This is a genomic window from Endozoicomonas sp. ONNA1, from assembly GCF_024606325.1.
Classification (GTDB): domain Bacteria; phylum Pseudomonadota; class Gammaproteobacteria; order Pseudomonadales; family Endozoicomonadaceae; genus Endozoicomonas_A.
On sequence record NZ_JAHHPN010000435.1, the window covers coordinates 1 to 21,896 of the forward strand.

Below are 21,896 nucleotides of genomic sequence, written 5' to 3' on the forward strand. Positions count from 1 at the left end.
CCGTTAGTGATCGCACGACGCTGAAAGATTTTTGTGCAGTTCTTAAGATCAACCTCTGAGCAGTATTCTCCTTTTAATACGATATGGGTTTCATCTGCATCCGGGTAACCCAGCTCTTTCAGCTGTTTGACGGTTAGTTCTTCAAAGTCTTTCCTGTTGCCCTGGCGGCCTGACGACATAGGTTGCTCGGAAACATAGAATATATCAAACCCTTTTTCCTTTGCCGCAGTGAGAAACTCCCGTGCACCGGGGATCGGCTTGGCATTTTTCTGTTGTTCAAGGCGCCAGCTGTCTTTATCGTGTTCTGATCCTGATGCAGGCCGGATGAGGTCGGGATTTAGGGGGGTGTATTGCAGAATGGTACCGTTGATGTCTACAACAATAACGGGGTTTTCCATCGTTTTCTGAGTCAGTTTTTCCAGTATTTTGGTGGAGTGATTGAATGCTTGCTGCGTCAGGGCATGATAATCGGCTGATGAGTACATCCAGAGCATTGCATTAATATTGTGCTGGGCGAAGGCAGGATCCCGTATCTGGCTGAAGTGAGAGTGGTTCAGCGCATTCAGGTTGGCAATGTGCTTTTTCTGGGGCGACAATTGGCTGAAGTTTTCAGTCACAGCCGCAGACTCCCAGCTTCCATAAACAAGGTTGGGGAAGCTGATCCAATCTTTGCCGAATCGGCTGCGATTTTGGTGAACCCATTGCTGTCTCTCAGTAAAGTGATGGCCTTCCACTTCTGCAAGATCATCCAGCTGGTCACCCAGAAGCATAAGTATCTGATAGCCCTTGTCTCTGATTTTCTGACGATGGTCTTCTTTGCTCAGTGTTCTATTGTCTGTTTGCTGAAAAAGCAGATATTCAGGGCCTTTGATTGGGAATCCCAATGCTTTCAGTTTGGCCATCGAAATGTCTTTGGCCTCATTGAAACGACCACTGACGTAGAAGATGTCTATGCTTTGCTGGTCAATCTCATTTAAAAAATCCACGGCACCGGGTAAGGCTTCCATCCTTTGTTCTCTCCACCAGGCAATAGTGGCATCAGTGCTTCGTGCACCACCGGTTCCGACCATGCTTGAGAAATATACGGTGCCATCGATTAAAGTGTCGTCAATATCGGTCACTATCGCGGCACGCTTGCCTTCAGGTAACTCATTCAATGCGCTGGCGAGGTTGTCTCTGGCTATGTTGAATGACTGGTGCACGAGTGCTTCATATTCAGGAGAGTGCTGTTGCCAGTTAGAGGCAACGACTTTTTCTTCATTCAACTCTTTCTGAGAATAAACTGCAGAAAGTGCTGCCGAAACAGGTGCGCAGGCTGCCAGCAAGAGCAGAACAGGGGGGTGAATTCTTGGCATGAAATCCTCGCTATGATTGATTTATCGTTGAGTTATCGACGTTAAAACCTAGTCGAGGCTTCCGGGAGGGCATGTTTTTTTTGTAACGGGTTGTATACAGGTAAGGTAAAGAGTGACCCACTGGCTGAGTGGGTCATAAGACAATGTCAGAGTGTTGCAATGTTCTCTGGATCACCTGGAAGCTGGGCATGAAAAGCTTTACCGCTGACCGAATGGCTGTCGTCACCCATCAGATACAGATAGACTGGCATAATATCTTCAGGTGTTGGGCGGCTCATCGGGTCTTCACCGGGGTAGGCAGAGGCTCTCATGGCTGTCCGTGTGCCACCGGGATTAATGGTGTTGACTCTTACCTGGCTGAGGCCGTCTTCTTCATCTGCCATCACCTGCATCAGGCCTTCGGTAGCAAATTTTGAGATGCTATAGGCTCCCCAGTGAGCGCGTCCTTTATGACCAACGCTGGAGGAAGTGAAGGCAATGGAACCGGATTCAGCGTTGCGAAGCAGAGGGAGCAGTTCTCTTGACAGCAGGAAGGGGGCAGTCAAATTAACGTGCATGACTTCATTCCATTTATCCAGTTCAAATTGTGCAATGGTTTTCAGTTCGCCCAGCAGGCCTGCATTGTGCAGGAGCCCATCCAGTCTGCCAAATTCTTTATCCAGAGTTTCCGCCAGGTTCGCATAGTCCTGTTCTGAAGCTCCGGCGAGGTTCATGGGATAAATGGCCGCCTGGGGCCAGCCATTTCCTTCAATCTCGTCATAGACCTCTTCAAGCTTGCTGATGGTTCTGCCCAGCAAGATGACGGTAGCGCCGTGGCGTGCAAAGGTCAGTGCTGCCGTTCGGCCAATACCACTGCCAGCACCAGTGATCAGGATAATTTTGTCCCGGAGGAGGTTGTCGGGTGCAGTATATTTAAACATGTGTTGCTCTCCGTGGTAGCTGCCACTTGTACTTTTCCAGCAGCGGAAGAATCTCTTCTGCGGATGAGACGTTGTAATCAGCGTGCCACTGATCCGGCGTATCTTTGGGACTGATAAAACCATAGAGTGCGGCAATAGTCACCATGTCTGCATTTCTGCCAGCCTCAATGTCGCGCCAATGATCACCCACATAAATGCACTTTGCCGGATTAGCGTCCGTCTGCTGGCAGGCCAGTAGCAGAGCTTCGGGGTTGGGCTTGGTCAGTCTGACATGGTCTGGACAGATCAATGTTTTTGACCGGTGGCTCAGGTTAGCCTGAGCCAGTAAAATTTTTGCGTAAACTGAAGGTTTATTGGTGACGACCCCCCAGGGAATGGCTCTTTCATCCAGAGCATCAAGCAGTGTTGGCAGTCCGCCGTACAGTTTTGCTGCTTTTTCCCTACGATCATTGCTGATGTAGTCATTATATTCATCAAGAAGCCTGTTCCTGAGGCTTTCTACCTTCGGGTCTGATGGCTCCAGACCGTATGCGAGTTGAACCAGCTTTCTCGAGCCTTCCGAAACATAGCTTCGAATGAGCTCGCCATCCATTGCTGGCAGATGATCATCTGCCAGCATTTTGTTGACGGTAAAAATGAAGTCTTCCGAAGTGTCCAGCAGAGTGCCGTCCAGATCAAAAAAAATACCTTCAATGGTGTTCGGTTGACTCATCAAGATTCTCATTGGGCCTCTGGCTTGCTGCCATAAATCAGGTAATTAACGTCAGTGTCCGACTTCTTAAGTGAGTAGACACCGGTAAACGGGTTGAAAATCATACCTGTCATGTCGTTTACTTCCAGATCGCTCTGGCGCATCCAGCCGCAGAGCTCATGAGGTTTAATGAATTTACTGTGTTCATGGGTACCCTTGGGAAGCATTTTAAGAACGTACTCGGCCCCGACGATGGCAAACAACCAGGATTTGGCATTGCGGTTTATCGTAGCAAAGAAGATCTGTCCGCCGGGTTTGAGCAGCTTTTCACAAGCACGAATGACGGACGCCGGTTCAGGAACGTGTTCGAGCATTTCGAGACAGGTAACCACATCGAAGGTGCCGGGTATTTCTTCTGCCAGTTCTTCCACCGGAATCTTGCGGTAGTTGACCTCAACTTCGCTTTCCATACTGTGTAAGCGAGCTACGGAAAGTGGTGCATCGCCCATGTCGATGCCGGTAACATCCGCACCGCGAAGCGCCATTGATTCGCTGAGAATGCCTCCGCCACAGCCAACGTCCAGTACTTTTTTTCCTGCCAGGCTCACTCGCTCATCGATGTAGTTGAGGCGCAGCGGGTTGATCTCGTGCAGGGGCTTGAATTCGCCGTCCATGTCCCACCACCGGCTGGCTAACTCTTCAAATTTGGCAATTTCGGCTGGATCGACGTTTTGCACCGGGCGTGGTTCGTTCTGGTTTGCAGTCATAATGTCCAGATTCTCAAGCGGTTGATTTCCGATAGTAACAGCGCAGTCTGTATTCTTGTCCGCATTATACAGACAGAGTTTTCATAGTTAAGTATTCCTGTCATATAGCTACTAAAGAGACGACTATGTCGTACATTTGTGTCATTTTTTATTCATAAATATTGTTGTCAAGCCATACACTGGCTCGCAGTAAGGCTGCCAGCTGTGGTATTATTTGCTACTTATTATGAAAAAAAGCAGCCATGCCCTTTTTTATCGTTAAATTCATTTCAACGCTTCCTTTCTGCTCAGGCAGGAGCTGAATGATTGCTTTCACATGGCTGCCTGTTGATTGAATTATTCGGATTTTCGGCCTTCCGGGTTGAGAAAGGATGCTGACAGGTATCCGTTGGGCGCAAGCTAAAGGACGACTGGGTTTACATGACTGATATCGCCAAAGAGATTCTTCCGGTAAACATCGAAGACGAACTCAAGCAGTCCTATCTGGACTACGCCATGAGTGTCATCGTTGGGCGGGCACTGCCTGATGTGCGTGACGGACTCAAGCCGGTCCACCGGCGCGTCCTCTTCGCAATGAACGAGCTGGGCAATGACTGGAACAAGCCCTACAAGAAATCAGCTCGTGTGGTGGGTGACGTCATTGGTAAATACCACCCCCATGGTGACTCTGCTGTATATGACACCATTGTTCGTATGGCGCAGCCATTTTCGTTGCGGTACATGTTAGTAGACGGACAGGGGAACTTCGGTTCCGTAGACGGCGACTCTGCAGCGGCCATGCGTTATACCGAGATCCGAATGCAGAAGATCAGTCATGACATCATGGCTGATCTGGATAAGGAAACGGTCGATTACGTACCCAACTACGACGGTACGGAACAGATTCCTGCCGTCATGCCAACCCGCATCCCCAATCTGCTGGTGAATGGTGCTGCCGGTATTGCTGTGGGTATGGCAACCAATATACCACCACATAACCTGACTGAAGTGGTTAGAGGCTGTCTCGCGTTAATTGATGATGAGAGCCTGTCTGTTGATGATCTGATGGAATATATTCCGGGTCCGGACTTTCCAACTGCTGGCATCATTAATGGTCGGGCGGGTATTTTGCAGGCATATCGTACCGGTCGTGGTCGTATCTATATTCGGGCCCGTGCAGATGTCGAGCATGATGAAAAGAAAAATAAAAGTACCATCATTGTTACCGAGCTGCCTTATCAGCTGAATAAGGCACGATTGATTGAAAAGATCGCTGAGCTGGTCAAAGACAAGAAAATTGAAGGTATTTCCGAGCTGCGCGACGAGTCTGATAAAGACGGTATGCGAGTAGTGATTGAGTTGCGCCGTGGTGAAGTTGCGGACGTTGTTCTCAATAACCTCTACGCACAAACCCAGCTCGAAAGTGTATTTGGCATTAACAATGTTGCACTGGTCGATGGTCAGCCAAAACTCCTGAACCTTAAGGAGATGCTGGAAGCTTTTGTTCGTCATCGTCGCGAAGTAGTGACGCGCAGAACCGTTTATGAGCTGCGTAAAGCTCGTGAGCGAGGGCATTTGCTGGAAGGTCTGGCAGTAGCCCTTTCTAATATTGATCCGGTGATTGCCTTAATCAAGGGCTCGCCAACGCCTGCAGAGGCTAAAGAAAAGCTTATGGCACAGGGTTGGCAGCCGGGTCACGTGCTGGCAATGGCAGAACGTGCCGGTGCCGATGCCTGTCGGCCTGACGAATTGCCTGAACAGTTTGGTCTTCGCGATGATGGTCTCTACTATTTATCACCTGCCCAGGCTCAGGCCATCATGGAAATGCGTCTGCACAGGCTGACCGGTCTTGAGCATGACAAGCTGTTGAGTGAATATCGCGAGCTGCTGGAAAAAATTGCCGAGCTACTGCTCATTCTCTCCAGCTCTGAGCGTTTGATGGAAGTCATCCGTGAAGAGATGGAAAAAGTAGTCGAAGAGTATGGCGATGAGCGTCGCACTGAGATCACCAGTTCACGCCGTGACCTGACCGTTGAAGACCTGATTTCTGAAGAAGACATGGTTGTGACCCTGTCTCATGGTGGTTACGCAAAAACCACATCGCTCGACACCTATCAGGCCCAGCGCCGAGGTGGTCGAGGCAAATCCGCCGCTTCGGTAAAAGACGAAGATTATGTTGAACATATGCTGGTGGCCAATACCCACACCCAGATTCTTTGCTTCTCCAGCAGGGGTAAGGTTTATTGGTTGAAGGTCTATCAGATTCCGGAAGCTGGCCGTACTTCACGTGGCCGACCCATCGTGAATATCCTGCCTCTGGAAGAGGATGAGCGCATCACGGCGATGTTGCCTGTTGAAGAGTATACCGAAGGTCACTTTGTCTTTATGGCAACGGCTGCAGGAACGGTTAAGAAGACACCTCTGGAACAGTTCTCTCGCCCAAGAAGCAGTGGTCTGATTGCCCTGGGTCTTGATGAAGGTGATACCCTTGTGGGTGCCGAAATTACGACCGGTGAGAAGCAGGTTATGTTGCTTTCCAATGCGGGCAAAGCGATTCGGTTTGAAGAAACTGATGTGCGCGCCATGGGCAGAACTGCCAGAGGTGTCCGTGGTATTAAACTACAGGATGCTCAAAGAGTGATCTCTCTGATTATTCCCGAAGACGAAACCCAGATTCTAACCGTCAGCCAGAATGGTTTCGGTAAACGAACGGGTGTAGAAGATTTCAGAATCACGGGTCGTGGTGGTCAGGGTGTTATCTCCATGCAGTGTACTGATCGAAACGGCGAACTGATCGGTGCTATCCAGGTACAGGATGGAGAGGAGATTATGCTGATCTCTGATCAGGGCACTCTGGTGAGAACCCGTGTCGATGAAATATCTGTTATGAGTCGTAATACTCAGGGGGTTACCCTGATCAAGGTTCAGGAAGGTGAGAAACTGGTTGGTGTTGCCAGGGTTGAAGAGCCGGAAGAGCCGCAAGATGGGACTGAAATCGAAGTGACAGGGGAAGAAACGCCTCAGACTGAGCCTGATGAAGGGATGGAAGGCTGATTCTGTATCCAATAACTTAACGCCAGCAGCATGCTGGCGTTTTACTTAAAGGGATGCACTTCTGAATCGACGAGTTTGGCTCTACGGGAGGATAGTATGAATAATCTATTGGCAGAAACACTGGCTGGCCCACAAGGGCCTACTTATAACTTTTCGGCGGGCCCGGCTCCATTGCCGAAGTCGGTGCTTGCGCGTGCAAGGGATGAGCTTCTGGACTACAACCGTGAAGGCGCTTCCATTATGGAAGTCAGTCACAGAGGGAAGTCTTTTCTCAAGGTTGCTGAGCTGGCGGAGCAGAATCTCCGTGATCTTTTGAAGATTCCTGAAAACTATAAGGTTCTGTTTTTGCAGGGCGGGGCCCGTGGTCAGTTTGCGGCAGTCCCAATGAACCTGAGGGGGCAGAAAAATAGTGCAGACTATGTCAATAGTGGGTACTGGGCTCAGTCGGCAATCAAAGAAGCCCAGCGTTATTTGAATGTCAATGTTATTGCCGACGGCAAAGGCGCTTCATTCCATACCATGCCGGAAGAGAGTGGCTGGCGTTTCAGTTCCGATGCGGCTTATGTTCATTACACTCCGAACGAAACCATTGGTGGTCTTGAATTTCCATTTATACCGGATTCTGGCGATGTGCCACTGGTAGCGGATATGTCATCCAATATCCTGTCCGGGCCCATTGATATCAGCCGTTTCGGGGTTATCTATGCCGGTGCCCAGAAAAATATTGGTCCGGCAGGACTGACAGTGGTTATCGTGCGTGACGATCTTCTGGACCGGGGGCATTCCAATTGCCCTGCTGTTTTTGATTATCGGGTACAGGCGGATAAGGATTCCATGTATAACACTCCGCCAACCTTCGCATGGTATCTGGCCGGTCTGGTGTTTGAGTGGCTAAAGGATCAGGGGGGGCTTGAAGTGATCGACCAGATCAATGCCCGTAAATCAGGCAAACTCTATCAGGTGATTGATGAGTCCGGGTTTTATCACAACAAGGTAGATCCCCGCTGGCGTTCAAGAATGAATGTACCCTTTACGCTGAGCGATCCTGAGTTAGATAAGGTTTTTCTGGCCGAGTCTGAAAAAAATGGCTTTCTTTATCTCAAGGGGCACAAGGCAGTAGGCGGTATGCGAGCGAGTATTTATAATGCAGTACCGGAAGAGCATGTCGATGCGTTGATCGCCTTTATGCATGAATTCGAAAGAAAGTTTGGATAAAAAATCCTTGGTCCGTCGCAATTTTAAGTACAAAGCTCGCAGGCTTGGCATCTGCCGATTGCGCGGCTTTCGTCAGAACCGTTAAACGCAGAGAACATTATGACAGATGATAAGTTGAAGGGGTTGCGGACAAAAATTGACAAGCTTGATCAGGATATTCTGAAGCTGATCAGTGAGCGTGCACGCTGCGCTCAGGAAGTCGCCAGAGTCAAGCAAAATGAAGACGCCGTGGCAGTATTTTATCGTCCGGAACGTGAGGCCCAGGTTTTGCGCCGGGTGATGGAGCGCAATGACGGTCCGCTGGACGATGAAGAAATGGCTCGACTGTTCAGGGAGATTATGTCGGCCTGTCTGGCTCTTGAAGAGCCTGTTCGAGTGGCGTTTCTTGGTCCTGAAGGCACCTTTACCCAGCAGGCTGCCATGAAGCACTTTGGCCATTCTGCGGTTTCTGTCCCTATGGCCGCGATTGATGAAGTGTTCAGGGAGGTGACGGCGGGGGCAGTGCGTTATGGTGTTGTGCCTGTTGAGAATTCAACAGAGGGGGTGGTCAGTCATACCCTGGACAGCTTCATGGATTCTTCTCTTAAAATCTGTGGTGAAGTCGTGCTAAGAATTCATCAGCATCTGCTGGTCTCTGAAAACACCCGCCGTGACCATATTACCCGGATATACTCCCATGCTCAGTCATTGGCACAGTGCCGTAAATGGCTGGATGCCCACTGGCCGATGGCTGAAAGAGTTGCTGTCAGCTCCAATGCAGAAGCGGCTAAGCGTATAAAGGGTGAATGGAACTCTGCGGCCATTGCCGGTGATATGGCGGCTGATATTTATGGTCTGGAAAAGATCTCTGAGAAAATCGAGGATCAGCCGGACAATTCCACCCGCTTCCTGATCATTGGGCATCAGGATGTTCCACCCTGTGGTGAAGACAAAACATCCATCGTCGTCAGTATGAGAAACCAGTCCGGTGCTCTGCATTCGATTCTTGAAGCGTTCGATGTTCATGACGTGGATCTCACCCGGGTAGAAACCCGTCCGTCCCGTACCGGCATCTGGAACTATGTTTTCTTTATTGACTTTGAAGGTCACAAAGACGATCCGGTTATCCAGAAAGTATTGGGAAAGCTTGCTGACAGGGTTAATGATCTTCGGGTTCTGGGCTCCTATCCCAAGGGCGTTCTTTAACAAATCAGTCCTGAGCGATTGAAACAATTTTGCGTCCTCTCGTGGGGATGTAAAATTTTTCATGGTAAAAAAACAGGTGAAAAATGGGTTGTGATTTTATACAGCTTGCCGTACCGGGAGTACGTGCACTGAATCCTTATCTTCCCGGTAAACCCGTTGAAGAGCTGGCGCGCGAACAAGGTCTGGATGTCAGCAGTATTGTTAAATTGGCCAGTAATGAAAATCCTCTTGGGGCGGCTCAGTCTTCTCGTGAAGCCATCGCTGTGATGCTGGATGAGCTGGCTCGATACCCTGACAGCAGCCTCTATAATCTGCGTGATGCTCTTTGCAAAAAGCTGGCGGTAGAGCCTGATCAGATTACCTTTGGTAACGGTTCCAATGATGTTCTTGTTCTATTGGCGCAATGCTACCTGAAAGAGGGGTGCTCTGCTGTATTTTCTGAATACGCTTTTGCGGTTTATCCCATAGCGGTCCAGGCGACTGGGGCGGAAAGTATAGTGGTGCCTGCTAAAAACTGGGGTCATGATCTGGAAGCGATGGCCGAAGCGGTTCGTTCTGATACCCGCATCGTTTTTCTGGCTAATCCTAATAACCCGACCGGTACCCGTTTTTCAAAAACAGAGTTGCTTACCTTCCTGGGCAAGGTGTCTGAAGAGGTTGTTGTTGTTCTGGATGAAGCATACTTTGAGTATGTGTTGGATAGTGAGTACCCGAATGGTATTGCGCTGTTAAATGAATATCCCAATCTTATCGTGATCAGAACATTCTCCAAGGCCTATGGTCTTGCGGGTGGACGTATTGGCTATTCTGTTTCAAATAGCGAAATAGCCAGTGTTCTCAACAGGTTAAGACAGCCTTTTAATGTTAATAATCTTATTGAGGCGGCAGCAGTTGCTGTTCTGAATGATGAAGCATACCTGAACCGTTCCAGGCAGGTTAACCAGGATGGAATGGCCCGGATTGAGGCGGGCTTGAGATCTATGGGCTTTGATTACATATCTTCCAGCGGTAACTTCATTACTTTTGATGCGGGTATGGGGGGGATGGATTGTTATCAGCGTCTTCTTGAACAGGGCGTCATTATCAGACCTCTTGCCAATTATGGCATGCCAGGACACCTTAGGGTTTCCATTGGCCTGGAAGAAGAAAATCAGCGTTTTCTTGAAGCACTGGCCTCTGTCAGACAGCCCTGAGCACAAGACAAACAGGCGGTAGCTAAAGAAACCGTTGCCATCTTTAGTTGCAAGGGGTTGAAGATGACTTTTGAAAAAGGTTGAACTTGTAGTGATAGAACAAAACAGGAACGGTACCCCACTGAACATTTTGGTGGTAGGGCTGGGCCTTATTGGAGGATCATTTGCAGCTTCCCTGAGGGAGTGCGGCGAAAGCTTTCATCTGATGGGGTTTGATCTCAGGAGTGAAAATGTTGAGAAGGCTGTTTCCCTGAGAATTGTTGCAGAAGGCTGTGAGGATTTTAAATCCGCTGTCGACAAGGCCGATGTTATTCAGCTGTCGGTTCCCATGCTGGCAATGCCAAAAGTACTTCAGCAACTCAAAGGTCTGGATCTGGCTGGCAAAGTGATGACCGATGTCGGTAGCTGTAAAGGTTCACTGGTTCAGGCTGCCCGGGAAATATTTGGTGATATACCTGAGAGCCTGGTGCCGGGTCATCCCATTGCAGGCTCCGAGAAAAGTGGTGTTACTGCGGCCAGGGCCGGCCTGTTCAAGCATCATAAGGTAATCCTGACGCCTCTGGAAAATACTGATCGTGCTGCCTTATCTCTGGTCAGGCATCTCTGGCAATGTTGTGGTGCCCAAGTCAATGTGATGGATGTGTGGCGTCACGATGAAGTGTTGGCAATGACTAGCCATTTGCCTCATCTTCTGGCATTTTCACTGGTGGATACGCTGGCGGGTAATCCTGAAAATCAAGATATCTTTCGTTATGCTGCCGGCGGCTTTAGAGACTTTACCCGCATTGCCGGCAGTGATCCGGTTATGTGGCACGATATCGCCCTGGGTAACAGTAAAGCAATTATTTCTTCGTTGGATCAGTTTTCTGAAGGCCTGGCTCGTCTTCGCCAGGCCATTGTTGAAAAAGATAGCAATACGATACTGGCGAAGTTTGAGCAAGCTCAGTCTGCACGGCAGAACTTTGCCAGTATTCTCGAAAGAAGGGCTTGTATGGCTAACTCTGATGAAAATCAGAGAGATTCAGTGACTTTTGTAGCCAATTCGGGCGAAGGAAAGTAATTGAGTTCAGTCCATGTTGGATCAACAATAGGTATTCAAGCGTGAGAGATGTTGGTGCTTGCAGAAGCAGAAGTAATTTTTCATTACTTCATGGATTAGAGAGTCAGTAAATGAAAAATTCTGCACATATCAGCGTGCCAGTCGTGACTATTGATGGTCCCAGTGGCTCCGGGAAAGGAACAGTTGCGGCTCTGCTGGCGAAGGAGTTTGGCTGGCACCTGCTGGACAGTGGTGCTTTGTATCGACTGACAGCACTGGCAGCGATGAATCATGGGGTGGATTTTTCTGATGAAAAATCATTGGAGGTACTGGCAGGTCACCTGGATGTTCAATTTGAACCGGGTGCTGAAGGTGAAGGCCTGAAAATTATTCTTGAGGGTGAGCGCGTTGGCGCTAACCTGAGGACCGAAGAAGTGGGGGCTAAAGCCTCTCGGGTAGCAGTCTTGCCGGGTGTCAGAAAAGCTTTGTTAAATCGTCAGCAGGACTTTGCAGAAGCTCCGGGTCTGATTGCCGATGGAAGGGATATGGGAACCGTGGTTTTCCCCCGGGCTAATGTCAAGGTTTACCTCACGGCCAGTGCAGAAGAACGGGCAAAACGTCGTCAAAATCAGTTGCAACAGAAAGGGATTGATGCTAGCTTTGACCAGCTTTTAGCTGACATTCTTGCCAGGGACAATCGTGACATGAATCGCGATGTCGCTCCTTTGAAACCTGCCGATGATGCTATTGTTCTGGACAGTACCAGATTGAGTATTCAGGAAGTGTTCGTTCGCGTAGTGGATGTCATGCGACAGAATGGTCTGATCTGATTAAAAATGATCGTTTCGGAACCTGAGGCTGTTGAGGAAGACTCAACAGCTTGTTTCTGTTGAGGTAGTCTGACCGATTTCCGGAAAGACCGACGCAAATAACCGAATGGTGCAGATTGCCAGTTACAGCCATACGGTGCTTTTTGAAAAACAACCCACACTGACTGGCGGTGTGGCCAGCATGCGATCAGAAGTAACTGCCTTTCCGGGGTGGTGTTGATTGAAGTGCTGATTGATAGGAATGATCATGAGCGAAAGCTTTGCTGAACTGTTTGAAGAAAGCCTGAAAGATATCGAAATGAAGCCGGGCGCTATTGTTAGCGGTCAGGTTGTCGATATCGACAGCGACTGGGTGACTGTTCACGCAGGTCTGAAGTCTGAAGGTGTTATCCCAAAAGCTCAGTTCCTGAACGAACAGGGTGAACTGACCATCGCTGTCGGCGACGAAGTTCAGGTTGCTCTTGACGCGGTTGAAGATGGTTTCGGTGAAACCCGTCTGTCCCGCGAGAAAGCCAAGCGTATGGAAGCTTGGGGCGAACTCGAAAAAGCCTTTGAAGCAGAAGAAATCGTTAAAGGTGTCATCTCTGGTAAAGTCAAAGGTGGCTTCACTGTTGACGTTAACACCATCCGTGCATTCCTGCCGGGTTCTCTGGTTGACGTGCGTCCGGTTCGTGATACAGCTCACCTTGAAGGCAAAGAGCTGGAATTCAAGGTCATCAAGCTGGACCAGAAGCGCAACAACGTAGTGGTTTCCCGTCGCAGCGTTCTGGAAGCTGAAAACAGTGCTGAGCGCGAGCAGCTGCTGGAGTCCCTGCAGGAAGGTCTGGAAGTTAAGGGTATCGTCAAGAACCTGACCGACTACGGTGCTTTCGTAGATCTGGGCGGTGTTGACGGCCTGCTGCACATCACTGACATGGCCTGGAAGCGCATCAAGCATCCAAGCGAAATCGTGAACGTTGGCGATGAAATCAATGTTAAGGTTCTGAAATTTGACCGTGACCGTAACCGTGTATCCCTGGGTCTGAAGCAGCTGGGTGAAGATCCATGGGTTGCCATCACCAAGCGCTTCCCTGAAGGTACCCGTGTATCCGGTCGCATCACCAACCTGACCGACTACGGCTGCTTCGTTGAGCTGGAAGAAGGTGTTGAAGGTCTGGTACACGTTTCTGAAATGGACTGGACCAACAAGAATATCCACCCATCCAAGGTGGTCGCTCTGGGTGACGAAGTTGAAGTTCAGGTTCTGGACATCGACGAAGAGCGTCGTCGTATCTCTCTGGGTATCAAACAGTGCAAGCAAAACCCATGGGAAGAGTTCTCAGGTTCCTTTAACAAGGGTGACAAGTTGGCCGGTAAGATCAAGTCTATCACTGACTTCGGTATCTTTATCGGTTTGGACGGCGGCATCGACGGTCTGGTTCACCTGTCTGACATCTCCTGGAATGAAACTGGCGAAGAAGCTGTTCGCAAGTACCGTAAAGGTGATGAAGTTGAAGCGGTTATCCTGGCGATTGATGCTGAGCGCGAGCGTATCTCCCTCGGTATCAAGCAATTGTCCGAAGATCCATTCAACTCTTTCGCTGGCCTGAATGAAAAAGGTTCCATTGTTAAGGGTGTGATCAAGGAAGTGACTGCCAAGGCGGCGACCGTGAAGCTGGCTGAAGACGTTCTGGCTACTCTGAAAGCTTCTGAAATCAGTGTTGATCGCGTTGAAGACGCTACCAATGTACTGAAAGAAGGCGAAGAAGTAGAAGCTCGCATCATCAGTATCGACCGTAAAAACCGCAATATCTCCCTGTCCATCAAGGCGAAGGATCAGGCTGAAGAGAAGGCGGCTATGAAAGAACTGCGTGCGAAGCAAGAAGACGAGACTTCCGGTCCTACCACTATCGGCGACCTGATCAAGGCTCAGATGGAAAACAAGTAATACTTGTTGAAGAATGCTTCTGATGAGGCTATCTTTTTCCATAAGTAAACCGCGGCTCCGGCTGCGGTTTTTTTATGGTTATCAATAGGTTGCTTGATTTATTGAATGGGGTTGGCTAGGGTAGGAATTGTCTGTAATCCCAATCAGGTCTGGGAATGCCTGAATAGTCGGGTGTCCGGCTTACGAGATGCGTAGCCGTTCTCGAGTATGACATATTTAATGTCTTGCTGATCACCTGATCTGGGTGCAGTGTCCGTAATGATGCTGAGGCTTCAGTGTCACCCAAGGGTACAGGGAAAGGATGAACGACAATGACCCGATCAGAATTGATAGAACGACTGACCGAGCAACAAGATCAGTTGTCGGTTAAGGACGTAGAGCTGGCCATCAAATCTATTCTTGAGCAGATGTCTCAGTCTCTTGCCAGTGGGTTAAGGGTAGAAATCAGGGGATTTGGCAGCTTTTCCCTGCATTACAGAGCGCCGAGAGTGGGTCGAAATCCCAAGACCGGTGAGTCTGTCGTTTTAAATGGAAAATACGTTCCTCATTTCAAACCGGGTAAAGATATGCGAGATCGTGTAAATAGTAGTCTGCAGGAGTAGTCTACAAAATTTATATCTTAATTTTTCCATTTTTGTTTAGACCTGCTCAACTATGGCTTAAAATCTCATCGTGAATAGTGATCGCTGGAGTTTGATCGAATATGGTCTCTCGTTTGGGTATCTGGCTGAAGCGGCTGGTAATATTGTTGGGCAGTCTGCTCCTGCTTGTTATTCTCGTCAATTTTATTGTCGCTAACCCTCAGTTGATACGATTCGACCTGGCCGGTGTTCTGTTGCCAGAAGTGAAGGCGTCTTCTATCGTTGTAGTCTCTTTTATAATGGGTGGTCTCTTCGGACTGCTGGTCTCGATGGTGGCTATGACCAGGCTGAGATTAGACAATGCCAGTTTCAAGCGCAAGCTGGGCCGACGTGATGCCGAAATACAAAAACTCAGAGCGAATGCGTTGAAAGGATTAACCTGATGCCCGATGTTGCACTGCTGGCACTGATTATGGTGGCTATGCTGGCAGGATATCTTCTCGGACGTGCTGAAAAAAAGAAGAAAAAGGAACACTTTCCCGGTCATCACCTCTCCAAAGAGTACTTTGCAGGGTTAAACTATCTGTTAAATGAACAAACGGATGAGGCTATTGAGACCTTCATTAAAGTACTGGACGTCAATAATGACACCGTGGATACCTATCTTGCCCTGGGTAGTCTGTTTTGCCGAAAGGGGGAGGTGGACAAGTCGATCCGGGTGCATCAGGATCTCTTGGCCCGACCCAGTCTGACCCCCCTCCAATCCATCCGTGTTCGACTGGAGCTGGCAAAGGATTACATGACAGCAGGGCTATTTGACCGTGCAGAAGCCATGCTGGTTGACCTTTCAAGACAAAATCATGAATACCGGTTGGATGCGCTTCAGCAGCTTCTGAAAATCTATGAAAGAGAGAGAGAGTGGCATCAGGCTGTTGAGGTTGCAGAATCTCTTCATAAATTGTCGGGTGAGCACTATGCTTCGAGACTGGCTCACTTGTACTGTGAGATAGCTGAGGAAAAACTGCGTCATAATGATCGATCAGGAGCCCGTAAATTCATCAGAACCGCATTTTACAGGGATAAAAACTGCGTCAGAGCCAGTTTGATACTGGGTCGGATAGAAATGGAGGAAGGTCGTGACAGAGAGGCTACCAAGGTTCTTCAGAAGGTATCTACTCAGGATAACCGCTACGTTCCGCTGACTCTTGATATGCTGGAAACCGTTTGCCATCGCAGTCATCAACAGCGTGTTCTGGGCAGCTATCTGGCACGTTGCCTCAATGAGAAACCGGGCACGGCTGTTATCTTGGCCATGACGGCTCAGTTCATGAACAGTCGCGGTGACGTCTTCGCTATGGAATTTTTGACCAGTCAGCTTCGACGGCAACCCACTTTGAGAGGCTTGAATGCCCTGATCAATATCCAGTTGAATCATCCCACTGAACCCTCGCTGACCAGCATCAAACTGTTAAAAGAGGTGACAGACCAGATGTTGGTTTCAAAGCCGGTCTACCAGTGCTTAAGTTGTGGCTTTTCCGGTAAAGAAATGCATTGGCACTGTCCGGGTTGCCATGAGTGGGGAACACTGGCACCTGTTCAGGGTGTGGAAGGAGAGTAATATCCCTGATTGTTTGTTTTGCGGTATATCCTTGTCTAGACAAGATATCAGAGCCTTCTTATTAGAGCCTTCCAAATTTCAGGATGCAGTGTGGGAGGCAGGAAGAGAAGGATGACACACTGTGACCGACCAATGTGTTTTTAGACTTTCAGCAAATATTTCAGTTCAATATTTCGGTAATTATCCTATTAATTATCTCGATCGTGAATTGAAATAATTCTCATTTAGGCCTAGTATTCTGCTTGTTTTCAATCTGTTGTCGCCGCGTCATAAACTGCCTCAGGTTGCTCTTTTCACCACATCACCAGATGTATCAAAGCACTCTTTATCGGGCACTATCAGTTTCGGTAAAAGGGTTGGGAGATTGGGATGACGGTCACTTTGGGGGATCTTCAGACAGGAGATAAGGCCCGGGTCTCTGCTTTCAGAAAATCAGGCTCAGCCTATCGTCGTAAGCTTCTGGCCATGGGGCTCACGCCCGGGACCTGTTTTAGAGTATGCAGAGTAGCGCCTCTCGGTGATCCTGTTCAGCTTCAGGTTCGCGGATTTCAACTCAGTCTGCGTCGACACGAAGCGGTAGCCGTTGAAGTGGTCCGTCTATGAAGGAGCATGTATTTGCGATTGTTGGCAACCCCAATTGCGGCAAAACCACTATTTTTAACGTTTTGACGGGTGCGAGTCAGCATGTGGGTAACTGGCCTGGTGTTACCGTAGAAAAACGCAGTGGCCGTTATCAGCATAACAATCAGTCCGTTGAGGTAGTTGATCTGCCGGGTACCTATTGTCTGGATGTGGTCGACGATCAGGTGTCGATGGATGAACGCATTGCCCGCGACTTTATCCTTGCCCGTGAAGCCCGGTTGATTGTTAACGTTGTCGATGCTTCAAACATTGAACGTAACCTTTATCTGACTACGCAGTTGTTGGACATGGGTCTGCCAGTCATTGTCGTTCTCAATATGATCGATGTTGCCAAAGATAAAGGCCTTAAGATCAATGCTGAAAAACTGTCCCAACAGCTAGGTAGTCCTGTTCACACCATGGTGGCCTCCAGAGATAAAGGAACTGTCGGTCTCAAAGAGCTGATTCATCAATGCTTTATCTACGGAATTGAACCGGCTAAACCGCAATCTCTGGGAAAATCTCTGGAAAAGGCTGTTTCTTACCTGCGGGAGTCTGTTGCCAACGAGATTGAAGACTCCTCAATCGCTCGCTGGGTATCACTTAAATTACTGGAAGGCGAGGCTGGTTTTGTCGATCAGGTTTCTCAGGGTCTGATGGACAGGGCGGCAGAAGCGCGATTGCAACTTGAAGCTACCTATGATGCAGAGATGGATATCATAGTGGCAAACGGTCGCTACGAAACCATCAGCCTCATCATGCAGGATACTGTCAAAACTTCGGATACTGTGAGTCGTGGTCTCACTGAGCGCATCGACCGCATTGTTCTAAATCGATTGTTGGGTTTGCCGATCTTTTTCGGGGTTATGTATCTGATGTTTATGTTCTCAGTGAACATAGGTAGTACTTTTATAGACTTTTTTGACATTCTTTCAGGCACTATCTTTGTCGATGGTGTGAGCCATCTGCTTGAAAATATCGGCGCGCCGGACTGGCTCACTGCACTGTTGGCCAAAGGTCTTGGTAGCGGTATTCAGACTGTCTCAACCTTCATTCCGGTGATTGCTTTTCTGTTCCTGTTCCTTTCGGTAATCGAGGATTCAGGCTACATGGCCAGGGCCGCTTTTGTCATGGATAGGGCAATGCGTTTTCTGGGTCTCCCCGGAAAGGCTTTTGTGCCCATGCTGGTCGGCTTTGGCTGTAACGTACCGGCCATTATGGCGACCCGGACGCTGGAAAATCAGCAGGATCGGATGTTGACTATTGCCATGGCGCCTTTCATGTCCTGTGGTGCACGTCTTCCCGTTTATGCGTTGTTTGCTGCGGCTTTCTTTCCAGGTTCTGGCCAGAATGTGGTATTCATACTCTATCTGACGGGTATTATGGCTGCGGTCATGACGGGTTTGATGTTGAAGAAATGTCTCTTCAATGGAGAAGTGACACCCTTTGTTATGGAGTTACCCAGCTATCACAGGCCTTCAGTTAAGCATGTATTGCTCAGAACCTGGAGCCGACTGAAAGCATTCTTGTTCAGGGCAGGCAAAGCCATTGTGATAGTGGTGATGATACTGAATACCCTGAACTCACTGGGAACAGATGGCAGTTTTGGTCATGAAGACACCCGGTCATCCGTGCTCAGTAAAATAGGTCAAACCATCACACCTGCGTTTTCTCCCATGGGTATGTCAGAAGATAACTGGCCAGCGGCTGTAGGTCTGTTCACTGGCATTCTGGCAAAAGAGGCGGTTGTTGGCACGCTCAACTCCATGTACACCTCCATTGCCGAGCAAGATAATGGCACAGAAGCCGAAGCTCATGACTTTGATGTTATGTCCGGCTTTGATGAGGCTTTGGCAACTATTCCTGCTAACCTGTCAGAGGTTGCATCTTCTCTGTTAGATCCCCTTGGCCTGAGTGTGGGTGATTTGAGTAATCTGGAATCAGTAGCGCAGGATCAGGAAGTGGAGGTCACCACCTTTGGTGTTATGCAAAGACTGTTCACCAGTGATGCGGCTGTTACGGCTTATCTCTTGATGATCTTGCTCTACACACCCTGTGTTGCAGCCTTGGGTGCTATTTACCGGGAATCAGGTCTTCGTTGGACGCTCTTTGTGGCTGGCTGGACTTTCTTCATGGGATATTCAGTAGCTACTCTTTACTACCAGCTGTCGCGAATCAGTGCTCAGCCAGTAACAGCACTGAGTTGGCTATCCCTCATTATCCTGGCAATGGTACTAATGTTTCTGATTCTCAGGAGGGTAGGGCAGAGAATGGTGATCTCTCCGGAAGATGTGGCTAAGACACCCGCAAACACCACAGGGTGCCACTAATGCTGCTATCCATTAGAGACTATCTGTCAGAAAAGGGTGTCTGCACTTTGGCTGAACTCAGTCAGCATTTTGAAGTAGACCCTGAAGCCATGAAGGGTATGCTGGCCCACTGGCTCAGAAAAGGAAAGCTGGTGGAGGAATCATCTGGTTGCAAACAGGGGTGTGTCAGTTGTGCGCCTGAACAGCTGGTTGTCTATCGTTGGTTAAATTCGAGTCAGTGCGACCTGATTCCTGTTTGTTTTCAGGGTGATTAACCCGATACCGATAAACAGGGCTGCGGTATAAATCGTTAGCCTTGTTCTCGCTTTCGGGTTCCCAGCCCGGCAGCCTGAATGTATGGCTGACGATGTAACAACCTGTCTTAAGCTTCTGATTAAAGATTTTTGATAACTTCTCCATGGCGCCGGGATAGAGATAGCAGACGATCAATCCGGCACCTTCCCATTCATGTTGGAAAATATCCTGTTGAACGATGACTACATTTCTCAGATGGCGGCAACTTAATCGGCTGATCCAGCAGGGAAGAGGGGAGCGTTCAATTCCATAAATGATCTGGTCTGGATAGGTTTTTGCTAATACCGTAATAAGAGAACCAAAACCAGAGCCCAATTCATAAATGTTGCCATCGACTATTTCTGGCAAGGTTTCCAGTAGTTTTGATCTTACCCTGGCAGAAGTGGGTGTTGGAGTGATGCCCAAACGCAGACTCCAAAAGACAATTGTCGCTGTTATCAGACCGCCTGCACAGAAGGTAAGAATCAGAATGGTTTGTTCAAAGTTAATCATTTCCTGAAAGAACTTTATTATCCGCCAGATTTTTATCTTGCCCTTTATTGAACCTTTTGATCAAGTTCAGGCTGGACAGTTTTGGTGTATGGACTAGCTTACAATCAGAGCCTTAAGTCAAGTAGTGCGATGAATAGTGCGATAAGATGTGCGGTGATAAAAGGGGTGATGACGGGCGCCTTAGCATTGGTCTCGATTCTCGTTATGCCTCTTTGTGCAGTCGAATCTGCTCCGTCTCTTGAAAATCTCGATGCAGGCTTCCAACACCTGCAGTCGGTGCTCGGGCGTTATGAGCCCCTGCAGGCCAGACAGTTTCGTATCATTATTGATAAGGAGTATAAAAATAAACCCGTTGAAAATGAGCCGGAAACACTGACTATCGCAAAGGGTGATGTGCTGATTGGTAATCCTTATCGAATAGGCGATGCCATTGCCTTTGATACGATTGAAGCTATTCGTTGTACGGTCTACGAAATTTATAAGCATGATCAACGCAAAAAAAAGTTTCGTGAGCATCGTTATCTGGCGATTCGCTATGTATTGAGAATGAATGCCTATCATCAATGGTATTTTGAAAGCAGTGTTCTGTCCCACAGTGATCCTGCTGTTGTGGAATCTCACGCTCTCAAAGGCAGTGTGGACTGGCTGAAACATGGCTTCGAGCTGACAGGTTTCACCCCGGGTGTTGCTTATACAGCGGGGGCAAAACCTCTACCCGTTGCAGTCTACGCGCAACTGAAATTCATACGTGCCGGAGATGAATTGTACATTGAGGATCGCTGGCAGGATTATAAAATGACCAAGGGCCCCAATGGTAAGTCACTGCCATTTCCGGATTTTAGTCAGCCCGTTGGGCGTCCTCAATCCTGGTATAGTCGGGAAGATTCTTATTATGAATAAGAGGTCGTTGTAGTATATTTCAATGCATTGTGAAACGAGAGGGCTTTCAAACCCTCCCGGGTCGGTTGATCAGATATCAATGACGTCAAAAGGCACCAGTGGATTGAGATCCTCTTCGTAATTAACGCCTTCAACGCCAAAGCCAAAGAGTTTCAGGAACTCTTCCTTGTATTCAACGTAATCGGTCAGTTCTGACAGGTTTTCATTGGTGAGCGTTGGCCAGAGTGCCTGACAATGTGACTGAATGTCGTCTCTCAGTTCCCAGTCGTCCAGACGCAGGCGATTGCTGTCGTCCACCATCGGAGCTTCGCCGTTTTTTCTGTAAAGGCGGTCACGGAACATTCGGTTGATCTGTTCGATACAACCTTCATGAACACCTTCTTCGCGCATCTTCTTGAAGACCATGGCGATATAGAGGGGCATTACAGGAATCGCAGAACTGGCCTGAGTAACAACGCTTTTCAGTACTGCGATGTTGGCAGAACCGTTCAGGCTCTTCATCTGCTTGTCGATGGCATGGGCAGCACGATCCAGATCCTTTTTGGCCTCACCCAATGCACCTTCCCAATATATTGGCCAAGTAAGTTCGGTACCAATATAGCTATAGGCCACCGTTTTACAATCTTCTGCCAGGACACCGGCTTCTGACAGGGCTTTCATCCAGAGTTCCCAGTCCTCACCGCCCATCACTGTCACCGTTGCTGCCACTTCTTCTTCAGTTGCCGGCTCAACCAGGGCTTCAAACAGCTGATCCTTGTTGGTGTCGACGGCTGTCGCTCTGTAGGGCTGACCCATAGGTTTGAGCACAGAACGGATGACTTCACCGCTGTCTGGCAGTTTACGAACGGGAGAAGCCACTGGCTTCTCTCCAACCACTTATATTCAGCGAATGAGACTGACCCTGG

At 48.8% G+C, this 21,896-nt stretch carries 19 protein-coding genes and 1 pseudogene; 14 read left to right on the plus strand and 6 right to left on the minus strand.

The window, feature by feature from the left end; translation table 11 throughout:
• The 4 genes from KDK19_RS09965 to ubiG all read right to left on the minus strand — a co-directional run.
• On the minus strand, positions 1-1,355 hold a 1,355-nt coding region (locus tag KDK19_RS09965), incomplete at its 3' end, for an HAD family acid phosphatase (protein WP_257291853.1).
• A gap of 146 nt (positions 1,356-1,501) precedes the next feature.
• Positions 1,502-2,275 carry a YciK family oxidoreductase gene (locus KDK19_RS09970; protein ID WP_257279674.1) on the minus strand — a complete coding sequence of 258 codons (774 nt, stop codon included), beginning with the start codon at positions 2,273-2,275 and terminating at the stop codon, positions 1,502-1,504.
• Positions 2,268-2,987: an HAD family hydrolase gene (locus KDK19_RS09975; protein WP_257275492.1), complete on the minus strand. Its 720-nt coding sequence runs from the start codon at positions 2,985-2,987 to the stop codon at positions 2,268-2,270. Before KDK19_RS09975 ends, KDK19_RS09970 begins: the two co-directional genes overlap by 8 nt.
• Positions 2,988-2,995: 8 nt before the next feature.
• The gene (ubiG, locus tag KDK19_RS09980) at positions 2,996-3,703 is read right to left on the minus strand and encodes a bifunctional 2-polyprenyl-6-hydroxyphenol methylase/3-demethylubiquinol 3-O-methyltransferase UbiG (RefSeq protein WP_368736453.1); all 708 of its coding nucleotides are present in this window, start codon (positions 3,701-3,703) and stop codon (positions 2,996-2,998) included.
• Positions 3,704-4,153: 450 nt separating this feature from the next.
• Between ubiG and gyrA the strand changes: the two genes are divergently transcribed.
• The 13 genes from gyrA (at position 4,154) to KDK19_RS24350 (ending at position 19,559) form a co-directional block, all read left to right on the plus strand.
• Positions 4,154-6,766, plus strand: coding sequence for a DNA gyrase subunit A (gyrA, locus tag KDK19_RS09985; RefSeq protein ID WP_257279673.1), 2,613 nt, complete (start codon positions 4,154-4,156; stop codon positions 6,764-6,766).
• Between the two features lie 96 nt (positions 6,767-6,862).
• Complete coding sequence (gene serC, locus KDK19_RS09990) at positions 6,863-7,981, plus strand: 3-phosphoserine/phosphohydroxythreonine transaminase (protein WP_257279672.1); 1,119 nt, start codon at positions 6,863-6,865, stop codon at positions 7,979-7,981.
• A 99-nt stretch (positions 7,982-8,080) separates the two neighbouring features.
• Positions 8,081-9,166 (plus strand): prephenate dehydratase, encoded by a 1,086-nt coding sequence (gene pheA / locus KDK19_RS09995; protein ID WP_257275486.1) that lies wholly within the window; start codon positions 8,081-8,083, stop codon positions 9,164-9,166.
• Between the two features lie 83 nt (positions 9,167-9,249).
• Positions 9,250-10,359 (plus strand): histidinol-phosphate transaminase, encoded by a 1,110-nt coding sequence (hisC, locus tag KDK19_RS10000; protein ID WP_257279671.1) that lies wholly within the window; start codon positions 9,250-9,252, stop codon positions 10,357-10,359.
• 70 nt (positions 10,360-10,429) lie between these two features.
• Positions 10,430-11,419 carry a prephenate dehydrogenase/arogenate dehydrogenase family protein gene (locus KDK19_RS10005; RefSeq protein ID WP_257279670.1) on the plus strand — a complete coding sequence of 330 codons (990 nt, stop codon included), beginning with the start codon at positions 10,430-10,432 and terminating at the stop codon, positions 11,417-11,419.
• A 110-nt stretch (positions 11,420-11,529) separates the two neighbouring features.
• Positions 11,530-12,228 (plus strand): (d)CMP kinase, encoded by a 699-nt coding sequence (cmk, locus tag KDK19_RS10010; protein ID WP_257279669.1) that lies wholly within the window; start codon positions 11,530-11,532, stop codon positions 12,226-12,228.
• Between the two features lie 247 nt (positions 12,229-12,475).
• Positions 12,476-14,155, plus strand: a complete 1,680-nt coding sequence (rpsA, locus tag KDK19_RS10015) for a 30S ribosomal protein S1 (protein ID WP_257279668.1) — start codon at positions 12,476-12,478, stop codon at positions 14,153-14,155.
• Positions 14,156-14,466: 311 nt separating this feature from the next.
• Positions 14,467-14,757: an integration host factor subunit beta gene (ihfB, locus tag KDK19_RS10020; RefSeq protein ID WP_257279667.1), complete on the plus strand. Its 291-nt coding sequence runs from the start codon at positions 14,467-14,469 to the stop codon at positions 14,755-14,757.
• 101 nt (positions 14,758-14,858) lie between these two features.
• Positions 14,859-15,179, plus strand: a complete 321-nt coding sequence (locus KDK19_RS10025) for a LapA family protein (protein ID WP_257279666.1) — start codon at positions 14,859-14,861, stop codon at positions 15,177-15,179.
• Entirely contained in the window at positions 15,179-16,354 is a 1,176-nt protein-coding gene (gene lapB / locus KDK19_RS10030; protein ID WP_257279665.1) for a lipopolysaccharide assembly protein LapB, read from the plus strand. Before KDK19_RS10025 ends, lapB begins: the two co-directional genes overlap by 1 nt.
• Before the next feature lie 369 nt (positions 16,355-16,723).
• Positions 16,724-16,957 (plus strand): FeoA family protein, encoded by a 234-nt coding sequence (locus KDK19_RS10035; RefSeq protein ID WP_257279664.1) that lies wholly within the window; start codon positions 16,724-16,726, stop codon positions 16,955-16,957.
• Positions 16,954-19,305, plus strand: coding sequence for a Fe(2+) transporter permease subunit FeoB (feoB, locus tag KDK19_RS10040; RefSeq protein ID WP_257291854.1), 2,352 nt, complete (start codon positions 16,954-16,956; stop codon positions 19,303-19,305). Before KDK19_RS10035 ends, feoB begins: the two co-directional genes overlap by 4 nt.
• Positions 19,305-19,559 carry a FeoC-like transcriptional regulator gene (locus KDK19_RS24350; protein ID WP_257276445.1) on the plus strand — a complete coding sequence of 85 codons (255 nt, stop codon included), beginning with the start codon at positions 19,305-19,307 and terminating at the stop codon, positions 19,557-19,559. The genes feoB and KDK19_RS24350 overlap by 1 nt, the downstream gene beginning before the upstream one ends.
• Here the strand turns inward: KDK19_RS24350 and KDK19_RS10045 are convergent.
• A complete protein-coding gene (locus KDK19_RS10045) occupies positions 19,471-20,091 on the minus strand; it encodes a class I SAM-dependent methyltransferase (protein WP_257291855.1) in 621 nt (206 codons plus the stop codon). The two genes, KDK19_RS24350 and KDK19_RS10045, sit on opposite strands and share 89 nt — an antisense overlap.
• 168 nt (positions 20,092-20,259) lie before the next feature.
• Here KDK19_RS10045 and KDK19_RS10050 point away from each other — a divergent pair, with 168 nt between their 5' ends.
• Entirely contained in the window at positions 20,260-20,991 is a 732-nt protein-coding gene (locus KDK19_RS10050) for a hypothetical protein (RefSeq protein ID WP_257279661.1), read from the plus strand.
• Positions 20,992-21,060: 69 nt separating this feature from the next.
• Here KDK19_RS10050 and fabV read toward each other — a convergent pair.
• Positions 21,061-21,849, minus strand: a pseudogene (gene fabV, locus KDK19_RS10055) (enoyl-ACP reductase FabV); the annotation flags it as partial.
• Positions 21,850-21,896: the final 47 nt, after the last annotated feature.